At 59.5% G+C, this 19,294-nt stretch carries 17 protein-coding genes; 6 read left to right on the forward strand and 11 right to left on the reverse strand.

Features of this window, described 5'->3' with window-relative positions; translation table 11 throughout:
* Window positions 1–26: 26 nt before the first annotated feature.
* Both CF137_RS13905 and CF137_RS13910 read left to right on the forward strand, forming a co-directional pair.
* Window positions 27–866 carry a PfkB family carbohydrate kinase gene (locus tag CF137_RS13905; RefSeq protein WP_139719729.1) on the forward strand — a complete coding sequence of 280 codons (840 nt, stop codon included), beginning with the start codon at window positions 27–29 and terminating at the stop codon, window positions 864–866.
* A 331-nt stretch (window positions 867–1,197) separates the two neighbouring features.
* Window positions 1,198–1,650: an Rrf2 family transcriptional regulator gene (locus CF137_RS13910; RefSeq protein WP_101318496.1), complete on the forward strand. Its 453-nt coding sequence runs from the start codon at window positions 1,198–1,200 to the stop codon at window positions 1,648–1,650.
* Between the two features lie 72 nt (window positions 1,651–1,722).
* On the opposite strand, the gene CF137_RS13915 is transcribed toward CF137_RS13910, so the two are convergent.
* Window positions 1,723–2,244 (reverse strand): ferredoxin-type protein NapF, encoded by a 522-nt coding sequence (locus CF137_RS13915; RefSeq protein ID WP_101318494.1) that lies wholly within the window; start codon window positions 2,242–2,244, stop codon window positions 1,723–1,725.
* 139 nt (window positions 2,245–2,383) lie between these two features.
* Here CF137_RS13915 and CF137_RS13920 point away from each other — a divergent pair, with 139 nt between their 5' ends.
* Window positions 2,384–2,599 carry a hypothetical protein gene (locus tag CF137_RS13920; protein WP_101323341.1) on the forward strand — a complete coding sequence of 72 codons (216 nt, stop codon included), beginning with the start codon at window positions 2,384–2,386 and terminating at the stop codon, window positions 2,597–2,599.
* Window positions 2,596–3,936 (forward strand): DNA recombination protein RmuC, encoded by a 1,341-nt coding sequence (gene rmuC, locus CF137_RS13925; RefSeq protein WP_139719731.1) that lies wholly within the window; start codon window positions 2,596–2,598, stop codon window positions 3,934–3,936. Before CF137_RS13920 ends, rmuC begins: the two co-directional genes overlap by 4 nt.
* A 151-nt stretch (window positions 3,937–4,087) precedes the next feature.
* Here the strand turns inward: rmuC and add are convergent, their stop codons facing one another.
* The 5 genes from add to glnA all read right to left on the reverse strand — a co-directional run bounded on the left by add (window position 4,088) and on the right by glnA (window position 9,901).
* Window positions 4,088–5,089, reverse strand: coding sequence for an adenosine deaminase (gene add, locus CF137_RS13930; protein WP_139719733.1), 1,002 nt, complete (start codon window positions 5,087–5,089; stop codon window positions 4,088–4,090).
* 141 nt (window positions 5,090–5,230) lie between these two features.
* Window positions 5,231–6,649, reverse strand: a complete 1,419-nt coding sequence (glnG, locus tag CF137_RS13935; protein ID WP_068978261.1) for a nitrogen regulation protein NR(I) — start codon at window positions 6,647–6,649, stop codon at window positions 5,231–5,233.
* Between the two features lie 9 nt (window positions 6,650–6,658).
* Window positions 6,659–7,714 (reverse strand): nitrogen regulation protein NR(II), encoded by a 1,056-nt coding sequence (glnL, locus tag CF137_RS13940; protein WP_042018014.1) that lies wholly within the window; start codon window positions 7,712–7,714, stop codon window positions 6,659–6,661.
* Between the two features lie 86 nt (window positions 7,715–7,800).
* Window positions 7,801–8,376, reverse strand: a complete 576-nt coding sequence (locus tag CF137_RS13945) for a DUF4124 domain-containing protein (protein ID WP_101323345.1) — start codon at window positions 8,374–8,376, stop codon at window positions 7,801–7,803.
* A gap of 115 nt (window positions 8,377–8,491) precedes the next feature.
* Entirely contained in the window at window positions 8,492–9,901 is a 1,410-nt protein-coding gene (gene glnA, locus CF137_RS13950) for a glutamate--ammonia ligase (protein WP_042018012.1), read from the reverse strand.
* 351 nt (window positions 9,902–10,252) lie between these two features.
* On the opposite strand from glnA, the gene typA reads away from it, so the two are divergent.
* Window positions 10,253–12,064 (forward strand): translational GTPase TypA, encoded by a 1,812-nt coding sequence (typA, locus tag CF137_RS13955; RefSeq protein WP_068978264.1) that lies wholly within the window; start codon window positions 10,253–10,255, stop codon window positions 12,062–12,064.
* 219 nt (window positions 12,065–12,283) lie between these two features.
* On the opposite strand, the gene CF137_RS13960 is transcribed toward typA, so the two are convergent.
* From CF137_RS13960 to def, 5 genes are all read right to left on the reverse strand, one after another.
* A complete protein-coding gene (locus CF137_RS13960; RefSeq protein WP_101323346.1) occupies window positions 12,284–13,726 on the reverse strand; it encodes a TrkH family potassium uptake protein in 1,443 nt (480 codons plus the stop codon).
* A 90-nt stretch (window positions 13,727–13,816) separates the two neighbouring features.
* Window positions 13,817–15,193 carry a Trk system potassium transporter TrkA gene (gene trkA, locus CF137_RS13965; protein ID WP_042018008.1) on the reverse strand — a complete coding sequence of 459 codons (1,377 nt, stop codon included), beginning with the start codon at window positions 15,191–15,193 and terminating at the stop codon, window positions 13,817–13,819.
* Window positions 15,194–15,280: 87 nt separating this feature from the next.
* The gene (gene rsmB, locus CF137_RS13970; RefSeq protein ID WP_139719735.1) at window positions 15,281–16,573 is read right to left on the reverse strand and encodes a 16S rRNA (cytosine(967)-C(5))-methyltransferase RsmB; all 1,293 of its coding nucleotides are present in this window, start codon (window positions 16,571–16,573) and stop codon (window positions 15,281–15,283) included.
* Between the two features lie 50 nt (window positions 16,574–16,623).
* Window positions 16,624–17,568 (reverse strand): methionyl-tRNA formyltransferase, encoded by a 945-nt coding sequence (gene fmt, locus CF137_RS13975; protein ID WP_139719737.1) that lies wholly within the window; start codon window positions 17,566–17,568, stop codon window positions 16,624–16,626.
* 12 nt (window positions 17,569–17,580) lie between these two features.
* Window positions 17,581–18,093 (reverse strand): peptide deformylase, encoded by a 513-nt coding sequence (def, locus tag CF137_RS13980; protein WP_068978268.1) that lies wholly within the window; start codon window positions 18,091–18,093, stop codon window positions 17,581–17,583.
* A 109-nt stretch (window positions 18,094–18,202) separates the two neighbouring features.
* On the opposite strand from def, the gene CF137_RS13985 reads away from it, so the two are divergent.
* Window positions 18,203–19,294: a LysM peptidoglycan-binding domain-containing protein gene (locus tag CF137_RS13985; RefSeq protein WP_139719739.1), complete on the forward strand. Its 1,092-nt coding sequence runs from the start codon at window positions 18,203–18,205 to the stop codon at window positions 19,292–19,294.

Here is a 19,294-nt window from a genome sequence, read left to right on the forward strand (position 1 = left end):
GGCTATCTCCATCGTCCGAGGTCTCTATGTCCCGCATTCTGCTGCTTGCCAATCTCAACTGTGATCATGTGCTCTCCCTCTCCGAACCGCTGGTGGCGGGGGCCCGGCTGCAATATGTGGATCAGGGACGCAGGCTGGGCGGCGGCGCCGCCAACACCGGCATCGGGCTGGTGTGGGCGGGCCACGAGGTGACCATTGCCTCCCGCATCGGACTGGATGAGGCCGGTGACTGGCTGCTGGAGCAGGCGGCCGGTTACGGGCTGGATTGCAGCCATGTGGAGCGTTTCGGCGGCGAAACCGGCGAGCTGCTGATTCTGGTGGACTCCACCGGCGAGCGCACCATACTGCGCCGCCCGCGGCGCCCCGATCTGCCCGGCGATCTGCCGCTGGAGGGGGTGGATTGCCTCTATGTGAACTATCCCGGCACCGCCATCATCAGCTATATGCGTCAGATGCTCGGCAAGAGCTTCGTGGTGGCCCAGTATCCCAAAGGGGGGCAGGCGCGCCGCCCCTGCCATGTGCTGGTGGCCTCCCGCTCCGATCTCGGGGAGGTGAGCGACCCCTGGCAACATGCCCGTCAGCTGGCGGGGGAGCAGCTCGAATGGCTGGTGCTGACTGAGGGCAAGGCAGGGGCCGTTGCTATCCACGGTGACGAGCAGATCCGGGTTGCTGCCCGGCCGGTTTCGGTGGTCGATACCACCGGGGCGGGGGATGCCTTCGCTGGCGGTCTGATCCACGGGCTGGCGCGAGGCATGGCGATCAAGGATGCCCTGCAGTGCGCGGTGGATTGGGGCGCGTTTGCTGTGGCATCCGAGAGCTCCATCCCCTCGATTGCCCTGAAAAACTGGCTGAAACAGCCCCACTGAGCCACCTCGCTGGCGGTCGATTGAGGATCGGATCGCGGGCCATATGGCTGCTCGTAGAGGGGGCTTGGCGAGGGGGACGGTTCGGGAGATTTACCCGCAATAAAGCGGGTAAACGTTGGGTTAACCCGGCAAGTTTGCGATCAATCAAAGAAAGTGTCGATTTATGTGCATCTTCATCGACACCCGCTGGTGCTGCTCTTAACCTGTCACTCCGCAACTCAGATTAAGAGACAGGTCCCCTTGGTGAACAGGGACGATCCGGTTGTCTCCTGCCTCTTAGCTCAATGTTGTCGTCCTGATTCCTGGCTTGTAGTAAGAGGCAAGTGAGACCATGCAACTGACACGATTTACCGACTACGCCCTGCGTACCCTGACCTTTCTGGCGATTCAGCCAGGGGATCGCCTGTCGACAATTACCGAAGTGGCCGACACCTTTGCGATCTCGCGCAACCATGTGGTCAAAATTGTGCACCAGCTTGGCATCAAGGGGTATATCGAGACGGTACGTGGCAAGCACGGTGGCATCCGCTTGGGTCGCTCTGCGGTCTCCATCAATTTGCGGGATGTGGTGATGGACATGGAGCACGTGCTCTGCCCGGTCGACTGCAAGCGCGAGAACTGTCGTCTCTCCGGTGGCTGCCGCATTCAGGGCATTCTGCGCCGCGCCATGAATGCTTTCCTCGAAGTACTGGGTGAATACACCCTGGCCGATGCGGTGCGTGATCCTAATCGTCTCTGCCACCTGCTGGGTATCGAGCAGGATCCCATCGTGACCATGGCCTGACGGGGCGGACAATAACGAACAAGATATGAAAGGGGCCTGATGGCCCCTTTTGCTGTTGTGCACAGCTGGTTTTTAACGACTGCCCGGCTGGCGGATCAGGGTGATGGCGCCGTGCAGGCAGGCGAGGCCGCAGGCACCGCAGCCGTTGCAGGCATCCATGTTGACGTTGATGCCATCGGCGCTGGCCTTGATCGCCTGCTGGGGGCAGGCATCTTCACAGAGCAGGCAGTAGAAACCCTGTCTGGCCTGACAGCTCTCCTCGATCTGGACCCGGGTCTGCACCTGACGGCCCAGTTGCAGATCGAGGGCGCCGGTGGGACAAGCTCTGGCGCAACTGCCGCAGTAGCTGCACTGGCCGCAGGCGAGATCGAGCACCGGGGTGCCCTCAATGGGGCTCCCCTCGTACTCCTCTTGGGTGGCCGGTTTGAGCAGGCCGCGCGGGCAGGCCTTGAAGCACTCGCCGCAACGGTTGCACAGCGAGAGGTACTGGGACTCCTCGATGGCCCACGGCGGGCGCGCTTCATGGCAAACCACGGCGGGCTTGCGGGAAGCTTGCCAGCCTTGCGTCAGCCAACGGAGGAAATAGTGAGTCATGCGCGCCCCTGATACCTATTAGGGGTTAATTTTATCGAAGTTTCGGCAAGCAGGCCAGAGAATAGCGGCCGCCAGGATCGCAAGCGCAGTTGCCCTTGTGTAAGCTAGGCGGGTCTTTTTGCCTGGTTGAATGAAACATATGTGGTTATTTCTCTGGCGTGCTTCCCTGCTCTACGTCTTTCCGCTGCTGATGTGGGCCTATTGCCGCATCAAGGATATCGAGTTCGCCGAGCTCGATACCGGCGTCAACAGCCACAAGTGGGTGGTGCTGGCCGCCTACCTGATCTACGTGGTGCTCTGGATTTTGGCTAACCGCTATCTCGAGCTGTTCTTGCGTCAACGGAGTCGCAAATGATCGACCCCGGGCTCTGGGGGATCTTGCTGCCTGCCGCCGTGCTGGCCCTCGGGCTTGGTTGGCTGGTCGGGCGGCGAGCGGCCACTGCGCAGGCTCAGGAACTGATGCTGGTGCAGGAGCGCCATCAGGCGCTGCAAGATCGCTTCGACGAGTTGCAGGAGGAGCGGATGCAGGGCCAGCAGAAGCTGGATCAGCAGCAGACCCTGTTGATCAAGCTCACCGCTCGCCTCAAGGATGCGGAGGCGACCCTGCGCAGCGAGCGGCTGGCCGCCGCCGAGAAGCTGCAACTGCAACAGGAGGCGGAACAGCGCCTCAGCCAGCAGTTCGAGAATCTAGCCAACCGGATCTTCGAGCAAAACTCCGGTAACTTCCGCGAACTGAACCAGAACAGCCTGGATCTGCTGCTCACCCCGCTCAAAGAGCAGTTGGAGGGTTTCCGCCGTCAGGTGGGAGAGACCCACGCCCAGGAGACGGTCCAGCGCCACAGCCTCAAGTTCGAGCTGGAGCGCCTCGCCGAGCTCAATGCCCGCATGACCGAAGAGGCGGCGGCGTTGACTCGCGCCCTCAAGGGGGACAGCAAGCAGCAGGGCAACTGGGGTGAAGTGGTGCTGGCGCGGATCCTCAGCGAGTGCGGTCTGCGCGAGGGTCACGAGTACCACACCCAGGTCAATATCGAGGTGGAGAAGGGCAAGCGCTACCAGCCCGACGTGATCGTCCACCTGCCGCAGGAGAAGGACATCATCATCGACGCCAAGGTGTCGCTGACCGCCTACGAACGCTGGTTCAACGCCGGGGATGAGCTGGAGAAGGCGGTAGCGCTCAAGGAGCACGTTGCCTCGGTGCGCAACCATATCCGCGAGCTAGGCCGCAAGGATTACCAGCAGCTGCCCGGGGTGCGCACCCTCGACTATGTGCTGATGTTCGTGGCGGTGGAGCCTGCCTTTTTCACCGCGCTGGAGGCCGATCCCTCGCTGGTGCGTTACGGTCTTGACCACAACATCCTGCTGGTGAGCCCTACCAACCTGATGGTGGCGCTGCGCACCATCGAGAACCTGTGGCGCTATGAGCGGCAGAACCAGAATGCCCGCCAGATTGCCGAGCGGGCCGGTCGCCTTTACGAGAAGCTGCGGCTGTTTGTCGAGGAGATGCAACAGATGGGCGGCAGCCTGCACAAGGCGCAGGAGAGCTACGACAAGGCGATGGGACGGCTGGTCAACGGCCGCGGCAACCTGATCGCGCAGGTCGAGCGCTTCCGCGAGTTGGGGGTGGAGGTGACCAAGAGCCTGCCCGAGCCGCTGGTGGAGCGGGCGCTGGAACGTGACAAGGATCGGGAGTAGTTATTTCCCTGCGCCGCCCTCAGCCAAGGCCCAAACCCGGTTTGGGCCTTTTGCTATCTGCCAGTTGGCCCCGTGCTCACTTGTCATCAGAAATCCGAAAAGCAAACGGCCCACCGAAGTGGGCCGTTGTTATTTGCAGTGCCGGTGTGGATCAGCGGCTGGCGGCGCGGGCGCTCAGCGCTGCTTTCTCGCTATCGCTCAGGAAGGCCAGGGTCAGGCCGTTCTGCTGGGCGGTGCGGATCTCGCTCGCCGTCATGCCCGCGGCCGGAGCGGCCACCTCATATTCGTGGGGCAGGTCGATGCCCTCTACCGCCGGATCGTCGGTGTTGAGGCAGGCCAGTACCCCGGCAGCCAGGAACTGGCGGATCGGGTGGTCGGTCAGGCTCGCCACCGTGGTGGTCTGGATGTTGGAGGTGAGGCATGATTCGATGCCGATGCGGTGCTCGGCCAGATAGGCCATCAGGGCCGGATCCGCAATCGCCTTGACGCCGTGGCCGATCCGCTCGGCGCCTAGCTCGCGAATGGCTTGCCACATGCTCTCGGGGCCAGCGGCTTCACCGGCGTGCACGGTGACACGCAGGCCGGCATCGCGCACCTTGCGAAAGTGCTCGGTAAAGAGGGTGCCCGGGAAGCCCAGCTCATCACCGGCCAGATCGATGGCGACCAGCTTGTCGCGAAGGGCCAGACAGGCGGCCAGCTCCTGATTGCACTGCTCGGTGCCAAAGGTGCGGCTCATAATGCCGATCAGGTTGGTCTTGATGCCGAAGTCACGGCTGCCAGCGGCCACGCCGTCGATGATGGCTTCCACCACGCCCTGCGGGTGCAGCTTGTGGGCCATCGCCATATAGGCCGGGCTGAAACGCAGCTCGGCATAGTCGATACCGGCGCGTAGCAGATCTTCCACGTTCTCGTAGGCGACCCGGCGGCAGGCGTCATAATCGGCCAGCACGGCAACACCCCAATCCAGCTTCTTCAGGAAGGCAACCAGACTCGGCTCGTTCTCGACGATCTGCACGTGAGGGCGCAGCGCTTCCAGCTCAAAGGCGGGCAGCTGGATATTGTGTTGGCGACCCAGCTCGAGGATGGTTTGCGGGCGGATGTTGCCGTCCAGATGGCGGTGCAGGTCGGTCAGGGGGAGAGATCTGTCAATCATGGGGGCGCCCTCGTCGAGTCAGGTTTGAAAGCCTGCCATTCTAGGCGGGGCTTTCAAAAAAGATACCCCGTTTACGGCTAAACGGGGTTCTGGCATGCGGTGATTTGTCAGGGCGTGATGGGAATCGTTTTTCCCCGGGACTCATGAGAGATCGAGTTCCTTCAGCTTGCGGGTCAGGGTGTTGCGACCCCAACCGAGCAGGCGCGCCGCCTCCTGCTTGTGGCCATGGGTGTGCTCCAGTGCCGTCTCCAGCATGATCCGCTCGAACTGGGGCATGGCATCGGCCAGGATGTCGGTCTCCCCCAGCGCCAGCTTGGCGGCAATCCACTCCTGTAACTGCTGTTGCCAGCAACCGGGCATGGCCGGTTGGCCCGGTTCGGCACTATTGCTGATCGGGGTCAGCAGTTCGGCAGGCAGGTCGCCGACCAGCACCTCCTGACCAGAGGCCATCACGGTGAGCCAGCGGCAGACGTTCTCCAGCTGGCGCACATTGCCCGGCCAGGGCAGACGGCTGATATAGGCCTGGGTGTCCGGGTGCAGGCTCTTGGCCTCCACGTTCAGCTCTTTGGCCGCCCGCAGCAGGAAGTGGTGGGCCAGCTGGGGAATATCCTCGCGGCGCTCCCTGAGGGCCGGGATGTGGATGCGGATGACGTTGAGACGGTGGAACAGATCCTCGCGAAACTCGCCATCGGCCACCCGTTTTTCAAGATTCTGGTGGGTAGCGGCGATGATCCGCACATCCACCTGCACCGGCTGGTGACCACCGACCCGGTAGAACTGGCCATCGGCCAATACCCGCAGCAGCCGGGTCTGCACATCCAGCGGCATGTCGCCGATCTCGTCGAGGAACAGGGTGCCGCCGTCGGCCTGCTCGAAGCGGCCGTGGCGGATATTGTTGGCGCCGGTGAAGGCCCCCTTCTCGTGGCCGAACAGCTCCGATTCGATGAGATCTTTCGGAATAGCGGCCATGTTGAGGGCGATGAAGTTCTTGTGAGCGCGCGGGCTGTGCTTGTGCAGCGCATGGGCGACCAGCTCCTTGCCGGTACCGCTCTGGCCGTTGATCAGCACAGATATGCTGGAGCGCGACAGGCGACCGATGGCGCGGAACACCTCCTGCATCGCCGGTGCCTCGCCGATGATCTCCGGTGTGGCGGTGGTCTCCTGCTGGCGTACCTTGCGCTTGGTGCGCTGCTCTTTGAGGTGATTCTCGGCGCGGCGCACCAGGGTCACTGCTTCGTCGATATCGAACGGTTTGGGCAGGTACTCGAAGGCACCGCGCTGGTAGGCGTTGACCGCGCTGTCGAGATCCGAGTGGGCGGTCATGATGATGATGGGCAGATCGGCCTGACGGCGGTGGATCTGCTCCAGCAGGCTGAGGCCATCGATACCGGGCATCCGGATATCGGAGAGGATCACATCGGGCGAGCGCAGCTCAAGGGCGTGCAGCAGCGCTTCGCCATCGGCAAAGCTCTCGCAGTTGAAGCCTTCGCTGCCGAGGGTGCGCTCCAGCACCCAGCGGATAGAGCTGTCGTCATCGACGATCCACACTTTGGCGGTCATGGGGTTCCCTTACTTGCGAAGCGGTAGAAAAATGGTGAATTCGGTGTGACCCGGCCAGCTGATGCAGTCAATCCGCCCCTTGTGCTGGTCGATCAGGTTCTGGGCGATGGAGAGGCCGAGCCCGGTGCCCCCCTCCTTGCCGGTGATCATCGGGTAGAACAGGGTGTCGCGGATGGCATCGGGAATGCCGGGGCCGTTGTCGATGATCTTGATCTCCGCCGCCAGCCGGTAGCGCTGGCCGTGGATGGTGATCTGGAAGGCGGTGCGGGTCTTGATGCGGATAAGCCCGGTCTGATCGCCCAGCGCTTCGGCGGCGTTGCGCACTATGTTGAGAAACGCCTGCTGCAGCTGGTCCGGCTCCATCTCGAATTCCGGGATGCTGGGGTCGTAATCCCGCTCGATGCGTACCGTGGGCGGCAGCTCCAGCTCTACCAAGCGACGCACTTGCTCCAGTACCGAATGGACATTGTGCATCTGGTGGCGGCCGGGGCGCTGGGGGCCGAGCAGCCGATCGACCAGTACCCGCAGCCGGTCAGCCTGTTCGATGATGATGCCGGTGTATTCGCGCAAGGCCGGGTCCGGCAGCTCTTTTTGCAGCAGTTGGGCTGCGCCGCGCAGGCCGCCGAGGGGATTCTTGATCTCGTGGGCCAATCCGCGCACCAGCTCCTTGGCAGCCAGTTGCTGGGCATGTTGCTGCTGCTCCTGGCTGATCTTCTTCTGCTGGTCGATTTTACGCAGCTCCACCACCATCAGTCGCTGCTCATGGTCGGCGAGCGGGCTGACGCTGATCTCCACCAGTCTGGGTTCTCCCTCCACCACCAGGGTCACTTCGCTGTCGGTAAAGCCTTGCCCTGAAACGAGGCAATGCTTGAGCCGCTGCAAGTCGAGGGAGATATGCTCCAGCAGATGGGGCAGTTCGATGCCGATCAACCGGCGTTCACTGAGGGAAAGTAGCTGTTCCGCTGCCGGGTTGACGAATTGAATGCAGAGCCGCTCATCCATCAGGATCACGGCGGTAAATAAATTATCCAATAGGGTCTTGGCATTATCCGAGCGGGTTGGCACAGGTTTCTCCCTAAAACGGTGCTATGCACCTGTAATGCACCGACATGGTGCATTGAGTTTACCCGCATCGGTGCGCTATATCACCCCTAGTCGGCCTTGGGGGTGGGTGTGGGAGCGGGAGTCACGCTTGCTCTATGCAGGTAAAAGGTGACTGAGCTGGATTTAGCAAGGATCGTACCGTCTTTGGCGAGCAGCTCGAGCTGCGCCTCGTGGGCACCGCGATCGACGTTTTCTACCCGGATCGACAGGCTGTTGCTGACGATGGGGGCGGCTTTGCCATCCAGGGTCAGGCGCACATCGTACTGGGTGGGTGGTTTGGGGCTGATGGTGCCCTGAAAGACGATGTTGCCGGTGTTGTCGCGCAGCGTACTGCCCTGCTCAGGGGAGAGCAGTTCAATCGCCAGCTTGGCCGCCTCTTTTTCCTTCTTGGCATCGGCGCCGGTCAGGCTGTTGAAGTTGTCCACCTGTACCGAACGGGGCGAGCTACCGATGAGGGGGGCGACCCGCAGATCGACCTCTTTGGCACTCTTGCCCGGTGGTGGTGCATCTGTGTAGTGGGTGACGCCACTGCCATCGACCCAGGAGTAAACCTTGGCCGCATCTGCAGCGAACGAGGTCAGCAACAGGAGGGCGAGAGTCCCTATGCCATGTTTGTTGTTCATCCATCTCTCCTTGACGGTATCTCGCTTAATCCTATCAGAGAAAAAACCCGCCAGATGGCGGGTTTGGTCACGATTAAGCAAGCTGGCCGGATTTAAACGGGCAGGCTGTTCTGACTTAAACGGAGTAGTACAGTTCGAACTCCAGCGGGTGCGGGGTCATGCGCACACGGTCAACGTCATGCTGCTTCAGCTCCAGATAGGAGTTGATGAAGTCATCGCTGAACACGCCACCACGGGTCAGGAACTCGCGGTCTGCATTCAAGGCTGACAGCGCTTCGTCCAGAGAGCCAGCAACGGTCGGCACTTCTGCGGCTTCTTCCGGCGGCAGGTCATACAAGTTCTTGTCCATGGCATCGCCCGGATGGATCTTGTTGATGATACCGTCCAGACCGGCCATCAGCTGGGCTGCGAAGGCCAGGTACGGGTTGGCGGCCGGATCCGGGAAGCGTACTTCGATACGACGGGCTTTCGGGCTCGGTACCACCGGGATACGGATGGAGGCAGAGCGGTTGCGGGCAGAGTAGGCCAGCATGACCGGTGCTTCATAACCCGGCACCAGACGCTTGTAGGAGTTGGTGGTCGGGTTGGCGAAGGCGTTGATAGCCTTGGCGTGCTTGATGATACCGCCGATGTAGTGCAGAGCCATCTCGGACAGGCCGCCGTACAGGTCGCCTGCAAACAGGTTGACACCGTTCTTGGCCAGCGACTGGTGGCAATGCATGCCGGAGCCGTTGTCACCGAACATGGGTTTCGGCATGAAGGTGACGGTCTTGTTGTAGGCGTGGGCCACGTTGTGGATCACGTACTTCAGTACCTGTACTTCGTCAGCCTTCAGGGTAAGGGTGTTGAAGCGGGTAGCGATCTCGTTCTGACCGGCCGTGGCCACTTCGTGGTGGTGAGCTTCAACGACCTGGCCCATCTCTTCCAGCACCAGACACATGGCGGCGCGGATATCCTGGGAGGAGTCGACCGGTGCAACCGGGAAGTAGCCGCCTTTTACGAACGGACGGTGGCCCTTGTTGCCGTGCTCATACTCGGTGCCGGAGTTCCATGCAGCCTCTTCAGATTCGATTTTCACGAAGCTGTGGCCCATGGTGTTGGAGAAGGTGATGTTGTCGAACATGAAGAATTCCGGCTCCGGCCCGAACAGCACGGTGTCAGCGATGCCGCTGGACTTCAGGAAATCTTCGGCGCGCTTGGCGATGGAGCGCGGGTCACGGTCGTAGCCCTGCATGGTGGCAGGCTCGAGTACGTCACAAACGATGTTCAGGGTGGTCTCTTCAGTGAAGGGATCCAGCTTGGCGGAGGCTGCGTCCGGCATCAGTACCATGTCGGATTCGTTGATACCTTTCCAGCCGCCGATGGAGGAACCATCGAACATCTTGCCGTCTTCAAAGAAATCTTCGTTGACCTGATGAGAAGGGATGGATACGTGCTGCTCTTTACCCTTGGTGTCGGTAAAGCGCAGATCAACAAACTTGACTTCGTGTTCCTGGATCAGGGCCAAAACGTTCTGGGCTGACATGCTAAGTAACCTCCGGTGTTAAAAATCTTTGGGTGAATGCGTCATCGTATTCACATAAGCCAGTATCGTGCCAAGTTTGTGGCAGCGTGATTTCAGCGTCATCCCGCAGGAGACGTGCCCCAAAATCAGGCGGTCATGACTGGTAACGCATCAAATTAGTGCAACGATGGATCGTTTTGGTGCTCTAAAGTGGTGCATATCATACGGTCACTTCCCATCTAAGCAGGGTTTGTCGGGGCGGTCTATGATCCAGATCTGTTGTTGTGCGTGAATGGACTGCAATTCTGCTAGGCAGATCACAAAGGCGAGAGTACAATTAGCGCCCAATTTTACCCGGTGATTGAGGCGAGAATGTTAGAGAATTTACGCAATATTGCGATTATTGCGCACGTAGACCACGGCAAAACTACCCTGGTTGATAAGCTGCTGCAGCAGTCTGGAACCCTGGACCGTACCACTGATGGTCAAGAGCGTCTGATGGATTCCAACGACCTGGAAAAGGAACGTGGTATTACCATTCTCGCCAAGAACACCGCGATCCGCTGGAATGACTACCGCATCAACATCGTTGATACCCCGGGTCACGCCGACTTCGGTGGTGAGGTTGAGCGTGTTCTGTCCATGGTTGACTCCGTGCTGCTGCTGGTTGATGCCGTTGACGGCCCGATGCCACAGACCCGTTTCGTGACCCAGAAAGCATTTGCCAAGGGTCTGAAGCCGATCGTGGTTATCAACAAGGTTGACCGTCCGGGCGCTCGTCCTGATTGGGTTATGGATCAGGTGTTTGACCTGTTTGACAACCTGGGTGCCACTGATGAGCAGCTGGACTTTAAAGTTGTTTACGCCTCTGCGCTGAACGGCTGGGCCTCCATGGATCAGGACGTTGAGTCTGACAGCATGGAGCCGCTGTTCCAGGCTATCGTTGATAACGTGAAAGCACCGAACGCCGACCCTGAAGGCGGCTTCCAGATGCAGATCTCCCAGATCGATTACAACTCCTACGTGGGTGTTATCGGTATCGGCCGTATCAGCCGTGGTCGCGTCAAGAGCAACCAGCAGGTTACTGTTGTTGGTGCTGATGGCAAGACTCGTACTGGTAAGGTTGGTCAGGTACTGGGTTATCTGGGTCTGGCTCGTACTGAAGTTGCAAGCGCACAAGCGGGCGACATCATCGCTATCACCGGTCTGGGTGAGCTGAAAATCTCCGACACCATCTGTGATAACAACGCAGTTGAAGCCTTGCCGGCGCTGTCTGTTGATGAGCCGACCGTGAACATGACCTTCCAGGTCAACACCTCACCGTTTGCCGGTAAAGAAGGTAAGTTCGTTACTTCCCGTAACATCCGTGAGCGTCTTGACCAAGAGCTGGTTCACAACGTGGCCCTGCGTGTTGAAGACACTGATGACCAGGACAAGTTCCGTGTATCCGGTCGTGGTGAACTGCACCTCTCCATCCTGATCGAAAACATGCGTCGCGAAGGCTACGAACTGGCGGTATCCCGTCCAGAAGTTATCCTGCGCACCATCGATGGCGTGCTTCACGAACCGTATGAGACAGTCACTGTCGATGTGGAAGAAGCGAACCAGGGTTCCGTGATGGAGCAACTCGGCCTGCGTAAGGGTGAGATGACCAACATGACTCCGGATGGCAAAGGCCGTGTGCGTCTTGACTTCATGATCCCGAGCCGTGGCTTGATCGGTTTCCAGACCGAGTTCCTGACCATGACCTCCGGTACCGGTCTGCTGTATCACAGCTTCGACCATTACGGTCCGCACAAGGGTGGCAGCATCGGCGAGCGTCAGAATGGCGTGCTGATCTCCAACGCAACCGGTAAGGCTCTGACTTTCGCCCTGTTCGGTCTGCAAGACCGCGGTCGTCTGTTTATCGGTCACGCTACCGAAGTGTACGAAGGCCAGGTGATCGGTATTCACTCCCGTTCCAACGACCTGACAGTTAACTGCCTGAAGGGCAAGCAGCTGACCAACATGCGTGCCTCCGGTACCGATGAAGCTCAAGTGCTTACTCCGCCGATCCGCATGACCCTGGAACAGGCTCTCGAGTTCATCGACAACGATGAACTGGTAGAAGTTACTCCTAAGGCAGTCCGCATTCGTAAGAAGCTGCTGACTGAGATGGATCGTAAGCGCGCAGGTCGTGCTTAATCCAACGGCTTGAGCTGTTGATGGTCGTCACTGACTGCTAATGGTTTATTGCAAAACACCCCCAAGCCCCTGGCTTGGGGGTGTTTTTTCATGTCTGGCTATCAGGAGATGGCGCTCAAGCCAGCTGGCTGTCAGCCGATGGGTCGATGGTTCTGTGCCCTATATGAAAAAGCCGCAGCGGGTGAACGCTGCGGCTTTTTGCTGGCATGCAGAGAGGAGTTACTGACGCCAGAAGGAGGGGAAGAACAGCACGGCGACCGTCAGGATCTCCAGTCGGCCCAGCAGCATGCCGAACGACAGCAGCCATTTGGCCGAGTCGGGCAGGCTGGCGAAGTTGGTGCTGGGGCCGACTACGGGGCCCATACCCGGCCCTACGTTGGCGACGGCGGTGATGGAGCTGGAGATGGAGGTCAGGGGGTCGAGTCCGATGGCCGCCAGCAGCGCCGCAATCACCAGAATGATGGCGAAGTAGGCTAACACGAAGGAGATCATCGAGCGGATGATGGCGTCATTGACCGTCCGGCCGTTGTATTTTTGCGGGAACACCGCAGAGGGGTGCATCAGCTGGCGCATCTGTTTTCTGAACAGGGCAAATGCCACCTGTACCCGGAAGATCTTCAGGCCACCCGCGGTGGACCCGGAGCAGGCGCCCAGTGCCAACAGCACGATGAAGACGATGCTGGCCAGCGGCCCCCAGGTGCCGAAGTCACCGAGACCGAAGCCGGTGGTGGTGAGTACCGAGACGATATTGAAGCAGCTGATGCGCAAGGCATCCATAAAACTGAACAGGTCCCGCTGCCACAAATAGAAGGTCATGATGGCCGTCACCCAGACGACCAGCCAGAAAAAGCCGCGTACCTGGGCATCCTGGAACAGGCTGTAATCCTTGTGGTTGAGGCTCTGCACGTAGAGCAGGAAGGGCAGGCCACCGAGGAACATGAACAGGGTGCCAATCCAGTGTGCCGAGTTGGAGAAGTGGGACATGGATTGATCGGAGGTCGAGTATCCACCGGTACTCAAGGTGGTCATGGCGTGGTTGATTGCCTCGAACATGTTCATGCCGCTGGCCCAGTAAGCCATGAAGCAGAGCATGGAGAGCACCAGATACACCACGACTATGTTGTTGGCCACCGTTTTGGCTCGTGGCGCGCTCTTGTCAGACCAATCCGAGCTCTCGGTCTGGAACAGCTTCATACCCCCCACGTTGAGGTAAGGCAGGATGGCGACCGCCATGACGATAAAGCCAACGCCTCCCAGCCACTGCAGGATAGATCGCCACAACAGGATGCTGTGGGCCATATTGTCGAGCCCGGAGAGCACCGTAGACCCTGTGGTGGTCACCCCTGACATGGTCTCGAAATAGGCGTCCGCAAAGCCGATGTGATTGATGAAGACAAAAGGCAGGGCGCCAAAGATACAGGCCACTACCCAGACTGAGGTGGTGAGCAGGAACATCTCCCGCACCCCCAGATGAAATTCTGCCTTGCGGCCATAGTGCAGGCAGAGCAGCGCAGCACCGTGGGTGATCAGCACCGATTTGAGAAACTCGACGAATCCTTCAGAGCCGGTGAGTAGCGCCAGCAAGGTGGGCAGCCACATGAAGAGCGCCAGCTTGGAGAGCACCAACCCGAGGGTGAAGATAATGGGACGCAGCTTGATCATGTTCGATAACCTGGTCGTTGATTAAAAAAGACCCGGACAATTCCCTTCAGGGAGCCGGGTCTGGTTTGACAGCCTGTGCGCATCAATACGTTACAGGAAGAAAGGACTTGGCTGAAACAGCCGTTCCACTTCAGGGATGTACTTCTTGTCCACCAGGAACATGACGACGTGGTCATCCTGCTGGATTTTGGTGCGATCGTGGGCGATCAGCACCTCATCCCCGCGAACGATGGCGCCAATAGTAGTACCTGGTGGCAGCCTAAGTTCACCCACTGTCTTGCCGACCACCTTGGAGGTATTCTCATCGCCATGGGCGATCGCCTCAATGGCCTCAGCAGCGCCACGGCGCAAACTGTAGACGTTGGCGATGTCTGCCCGGCGTACGTGAGTCAGCAGGGCTGAAATGGTGGCCTGCTGGGGTGATATGGCGATATCGATCGGACCACCTTGCACCAAATCCACGTAGGCACCGCGCTGGATCAGCACCATGGTCTTCTTGGCGCCCATCTTCTTGGCGAGCAGTGCCGACATGATGTTGGCCTCGTCCTCGTTGGTCACCGCGATAAAGACGTCGATCTGATCGATATGCTCCTCGGCCAGCAGTTCCTGGTCTGACGCATCGCCACAGAAGACGATGGTGTTTTCCAACAGCTCGGAAAGCTGTTCTGCCCGCTTCTGGTTGCGCTCAATGAGTTTGACGCTGTAACGCTTCTCCAGCTGGCGTGCCAGACCGGCGCCGATATTGCCACCACCGACGATCATGATGCGGCGGTAGGGGCTCTCGAGGCGCTGTAACTCCGACATCACTGCGCGGATATGGCCTGCCGCCGCCACAAAGAACACCTCGTCATCCGCTTCGATGATGGTGGTGCCTTGCGGGCGGATCGGGCGCCCCTGACGGAAAATGGCCGCTACCCGGGTCTCGATGTTGGGCATATGTTCGCGCAGGGTGGAGAGGGCATTGCCCACCAGTGGACCGCCGTAGTAAGCCTTTACCGCCACTAAACCCACTCTACCACCTGCAAAATCAACCACTTGCAGGGCACCCGGATACTCGATCAGACGACGGACATAGTCGGTGACCAGTTGCTCGGGGGCGATTAGGTGATCGACCGGCACAGATTCAGGCAGGAACAGGCGGTCCCGCTCGCTGAGATAGGCAGGGGAGCGGATCCGCGCCACCTTGTTCGGGGTGTTGAACAGGGTGTAGGCCACCTGACAGGCAATCATATTGGTTTCGTCACTGTTGGTGACGGCTACCAGCATGTCAGCATCTTGCGCTCCCGCTTCGCGCAGTACCTTGGGGTGAGCACCGTGGCCGTTGACCACCCGCAGGTCAAACTTGTCCTGCAGCTCGCGCAGGCGTTCGCTGTCGGTATCGACGATGGTGATGTCGTTGTTCTCCCCGGCCAGGTTCTCGGCCAGGGTGCCGCCGACTTGGCCGGCTCCCAAAATGATAATTTTCATAGGGAACGTCTACTCACATTGGTGCAGTAAAAGGGGCAGCCAGCGGATGTCTGGCTGCTTTCCTGAACGAGGGGCGTCATCTCAGGTTCAGAGCTTGATCAGTTTGGCGTAGTAGAAGCCATCCATCTCGGCTTCACCCGGCAGGAACTGACGACCCGGGCAATCCGGGGTGTCTTGCGGGTGCAGCGGTACCAATTTGGCACCTTTGGTGGCCGCAAGGAAGGCGCGGATCTGCTCGCGGTTCTCTTCCGGCAGTACCGAGCAGGTGGCATAAAGCAAGGTGCCGCCGCTTTTCAGCTTGCCCCAGAGGGCATTGAGAATGCGGCGCTGCAGTTCGGCCAGCTCACGAATGTCCTGATCCCGGCGCAGCCACTTGATGTCGGGATGACGACGGATCACGCCAGTGGCGGAGCAGGGCGCATCCAGCAAAATGCGGTCGAACTGGCCCTCTGGCCACCACTGATCCGGGGTGCTGGCATCGCCATGGATCACCTGAGCGGTGAGGCCGATGCGAACCAGGTTCTCTTGCACCCGTTTGAGGCGTTTTTCGTCAGCATCGACGGCAACTACACCGGCAAGCTTGGGCTGACGCTCCAGCAGGTGGGCGGTTTTGCCACCGGGGGCGGCGCAGGCGTCGAGTACCCACTCACCCGGTTGGGGGTCGAGCAGTTGTGCGGCCTGCTGTGCGGCGCCATCTTGTACCGAGCAGTCACCGGCCTCGAAGCCGGGCAGCTTGGTCACATCGCAAGGGCGTTCCAGCAGGATGCAATCTTCCCCTTCCTCGCCGGCTACTGCATTGATGCCCACTTCGGCCATGCGGGCCAGCATCTGTTCGCGGCTCTGGCGCTGGCTGTTGTTGCGGATCCACATGGGCGGGCGCTGGTTGTTGGCCTCCATGATCAATTCCCACTGATCAGGGTAAGCCTGGCGCAGCCGTTTGGTCAGCCACTCTGGATGACCGAGGCGAATATTGGGGACCCGGTCGATGCGCAGCAGGATGACTTCAGCGCTGCGCTGGAAGTTGCGCAGCACGCCGTTGATCAGGCCACGCAGGGAGGTACCCTTAAGCAATTTGACGGCATTGACCGTCTCGGCCACCGCGGCGTGGGCCGGAATGCGGGTATAGATGAGCTGATAGAGGCCGACCAGAATGAGGTAATGAAAGATGCGGCTCTTGTTCTTGAGCGGCTTGTCCATCATCTCGCTCACCGCCGCATCGAGGCGGGGTAGCCAGCGCAGGGTGCCATAGCAAAGTTCTTGCAGGAGGGCGCGGTCGCGAGGCGCAACCTTCTCCTGGGCAGCAGGCAGAACAGCGGAGAGAGATTGACCCTGATCCAGCACCTGTTGAATAACGAGAGCAGCCTGTGCGCGTGTTTTCATAATGTTACCTTAGATGCGCAAGTCGGGGCCTTGGCCCCGCTTGTGTCAATTCAGTTCAATTGCGTGCCGGGTTCAAACCAGTCGCGGCGAGAGTTCAGCAGATCTGCAACCGACATGGCTTTTTTGCCGGGTGGCTGCAGGGCCAGCAGGCGCAAGATGCCTTGGCCGGTGGCGATGTCGATCCCCTGTTTGTCTGCGTTGAGCAGGGTGCCGGGTTGCTGACCGTGCTCGCTGGCGATGACCTCTGCTTGCCATACCTTGATGGTTTGGTCAGCCACCTCAAACCAGCTGATAGGCCAGGGGTTGAAGGCACGGATACAACGCTCAATCGTCACTGCGTCCATTGACCAGTCGATGCGAGCCTCCTCTTTGGAGAGCTTCTCGGCGTAGTTGGCCAGCGCATCATCTTGCGCGTCGGCGGCGGTTTCACCGGCCGCCATGGCATTGATGGTATCGACCAGTGCCTGCGGGCCCAGTTCCGCCAGCTTGTCGTACAGGCTGGCCGAGGTGTCGTCGGCCGAGATGGGGCAGTGTACCTTGCGGATCATGGCGCCGGTATCGAGCCCCACATCCATCTGCATAATAGTGACACCGGTTTCGTCATCGCCCGCCCAGATAGCGCGCTGGATCGGCGCAGCACCGCGCCAGCGTGGCAGCAGCGAGCCGTGGACGTTGATGCAGCCCAGCAGGGGGGTATCGAGCACAGCCTTGGGCAGGATCAGGCCATAGGCCACCACCACCATCAGGTCGGCACTCAAGGCGGCCAACTCGGCTTGCGCCTCTTCTTTGCGCAGGGAGGCTGGTTGGTAAACCGGCAGATTGTGGGTCAGGGCCAGCTCTTTGACCGAGCTGGCGGTGAGCTTCTGACCGCGACCGGCAGGCTTGTCAGGCTGGGTATAAACGGCAACGACCTCGTGGTCGGAAGACAACAACGCCGCCAAGTGACGGGCGGCGAAGTCGGGAGTACCGGCAAAAATCAGTTTCAGTTTCTTCAATGCAACAGGTCCTCAGAGGGCTTTGCGATCTTCACGGGCCATTTTTTCCAGCTTCTGACGAATGCGCTGGCGCTTGAGTGGGGACAAGTAATCCACAAACAGCTTGCCGACCAGATGATCCATCTCATGCTGGATGCAGATAGCGAGCAGATCGTCCGCTGCCAGTTCGAATGACTTGCCGTGACGATCCAGAGCCCTGATGGTGAGCTGTTCGGCGCGAGGCACCAAGGCACGATGTTCCGGAACTGAGAGGCAACCCTCTTCAATGCCGGTACTGCCGCTCTGCTCGAGGATCTCCGGATTGATCAATACCAGAGGATCTTCACGGTTTTCAGAGACATCGATCACTATGATGCGCTGATGAATGTTGACTTGAGTTGCGGCCAGGCCAATGCCTTCCTCCGCATACATTGTTTCGAACATATCATCTACAATGTGTTGTAACTCGGGTGTAAAGGTCTCGACAGGGGCTGCTACAGTGCGCAGACGTTCATCGGGAAAGCGCAATACATCTAGAATGGCCATAGTTTTTTCTTTCGTTTCGTATAAATGCAGTCAAATATTGGCGTAATTCTAGTCATTTACGCCGACAAAAAACAGCAACACTTTGCGTGCAGAAGTAACAGGGAGTGTTATGTATCTGAAGCAAACCATCTTCGCCTGCTTGTTGGTGACAGTGGGCCAGTCAGCCTTGGCCGAGCCGTTGCAGCTGAAGCAGGGTTATCCCGACAGTTATGTGGTGCAAAAAGGCGACACCTTGTGGGATATCTCCGGCCAGTATCTGGCAGAACCCTGGCTGTGGCCGCGCCTCTGGAACATTAATCCGCAGATTGCCAACCCGCACTGGATCTATCCCGGCGATGTGCTGCATCTGACCTGGGTCAACGGGGAGCCCCGTCTTGGCAAGGAGATACAGGGGGGCAAGCAAGTCATCCGCCTTAGCCCCAAAAACCGCTATGAGAACAAGGCCAACCCTATTCCGACCTTGCCCATCAGCGAGATCGGCCCTTTCTTGCAAACCGACCATATTTTGGCAGACAGCCAGCAGCAGAAGACTCTGCCTTATCTGCTGGGATCGGACCAGAAACACATAGGCATGCTGGAGGGGGATACCCTCTATGTGCAGGGTTCACTGACGCCGGGGCAGGTCTATGGCATCTATCACCCCGGGGTGATCTACAAGGATCGTGAAACCGGTGAACTGCTGGGCCAGGAGGCGATCTTCGCCGGTGTGGTGCGTGCCGTGGCTCGTCTTGATGGCGACCGGACCAAAGTAACCCTGACCCACAACCAGCGCGAAGTGCTGCAGGGTGACAAGGTGATGCCATTACCCGCTCAGGAGAACATGCCTGCTGTATTTATGCCCCGAGCCGCGCCTGCTATTGCCCCCGGTTACATTATCGGCTTGCCAAACAAGACCCGTGGAGGGGGCAAGTTTGATGTGGTGTTGATCAATCGGGGTGCCCGTGATCAACTGGTCGCTGGGGATGTGCTGGATGTCAAACGCCCAGGGGCCGCGTTGGTAACCAAAAATGGCGATGTGCAGTACAAGGAGCTGTCGTCGGTCTTTAACCGGGTGTTTTACAGCAGTAATAACAAGGCACCGCTGCCTTCCGAAGCGATTGCCCGAGTCATGTTGTTTAAGGTCTATGACAAGCTGAGCTACGGTCTCATCATGCAGAGTAATGACATGGTGAGCTCGGGTTATCAGGTCACTCATTTCTGA

Origin of the sequence: Aeromonas sobria (assembly GCF_006243315.1) — a bacterium.
Classification (GTDB): Bacteria; Pseudomonadota; Gammaproteobacteria; order Enterobacterales; family Aeromonadaceae; genus Aeromonas; species Aeromonas sobria_A.

Excerpts from the sequence above, each read along its gene's own strand:
- CF137_RS13905 (WP_139719729.1), top strand. The coding sequence starts at position 27 with ATGTCCCGCATTCTGCTGCTTGCCAATCTCAACTGTGATCATGTGCTC.
- CF137_RS13910 (WP_101318496.1), top strand. The coding sequence starts at position 1,198 with ATGCAACTGACACGATTTACCGACTACGCCCTGCGTACCCTGACCTTT.
- CF137_RS13915 (WP_101318494.1), bottom strand. The coding sequence starts at position 2,244 with ATGACTCACTATTTCCTCCGTTGGCTGACGCAAGGCTGGCAAGCTTCC.
- CF137_RS13920 (WP_101323341.1), top strand. The coding sequence starts at position 2,384 with ATGTGGTTATTTCTCTGGCGTGCTTCCCTGCTCTACGTCTTTCCGCTG.
- rmuC (WP_139719731.1), top strand. The coding sequence starts at position 2,596 with ATGATCGACCCCGGGCTCTGGGGGATCTTGCTGCCTGCCGCCGTGCTG.
- add (WP_139719733.1), bottom strand. The coding sequence starts at position 5,089 with ATGATTGACAGATCTCTCCCCCTGACCGACCTGCACCGCCATCTGGAC.
- glnG (WP_068978261.1), bottom strand. The coding sequence starts at position 6,649 with ATGACCGCCAAAGTGTGGATCGTCGATGACGACAGCTCTATCCGCTGG.
- CF137_RS13945 (WP_101323345.1), bottom strand. The coding sequence starts at position 8,376 with ATGAACAACAAACATGGCATAGGGACTCTCGCCCTCCTGTTGCTGACC.
- glnA (WP_042018012.1), bottom strand. The coding sequence starts at position 9,901 with ATGTCAGCCCAGAACGTTTTGGCCCTGATCCAGGAACACGAAGTCAAG.
- typA (WP_068978264.1), top strand. The coding sequence starts at position 10,253 with ATGTTAGAGAATTTACGCAATATTGCGATTATTGCGCACGTAGACCAC.
- CF137_RS13960 (WP_101323346.1), bottom strand. The coding sequence starts at position 13,726 with ATGATCAAGCTGCGTCCCATTATCTTCACCCTCGGGTTGGTGCTCTCC.
- trkA (WP_042018008.1), bottom strand. The coding sequence starts at position 15,193 with ATGAAAATTATCATTTTGGGAGCCGGCCAAGTCGGCGGCACCCTGGCC.
- rsmB (WP_139719735.1), bottom strand. The coding sequence starts at position 16,573 with ATGAAAACACGCGCACAGGCTGCTCTCGTTATTCAACAGGTGCTGGAT.
- def (WP_068978268.1), bottom strand. The coding sequence starts at position 18,093 with ATGGCCATTCTAGATGTATTGCGCTTTCCCGATGAACGTCTGCGCACT.
- CF137_RS13985 (WP_139719739.1), top strand. The coding sequence starts at position 18,203 with ATGTATCTGAAGCAAACCATCTTCGCCTGCTTGTTGGTGACAGTGGGC.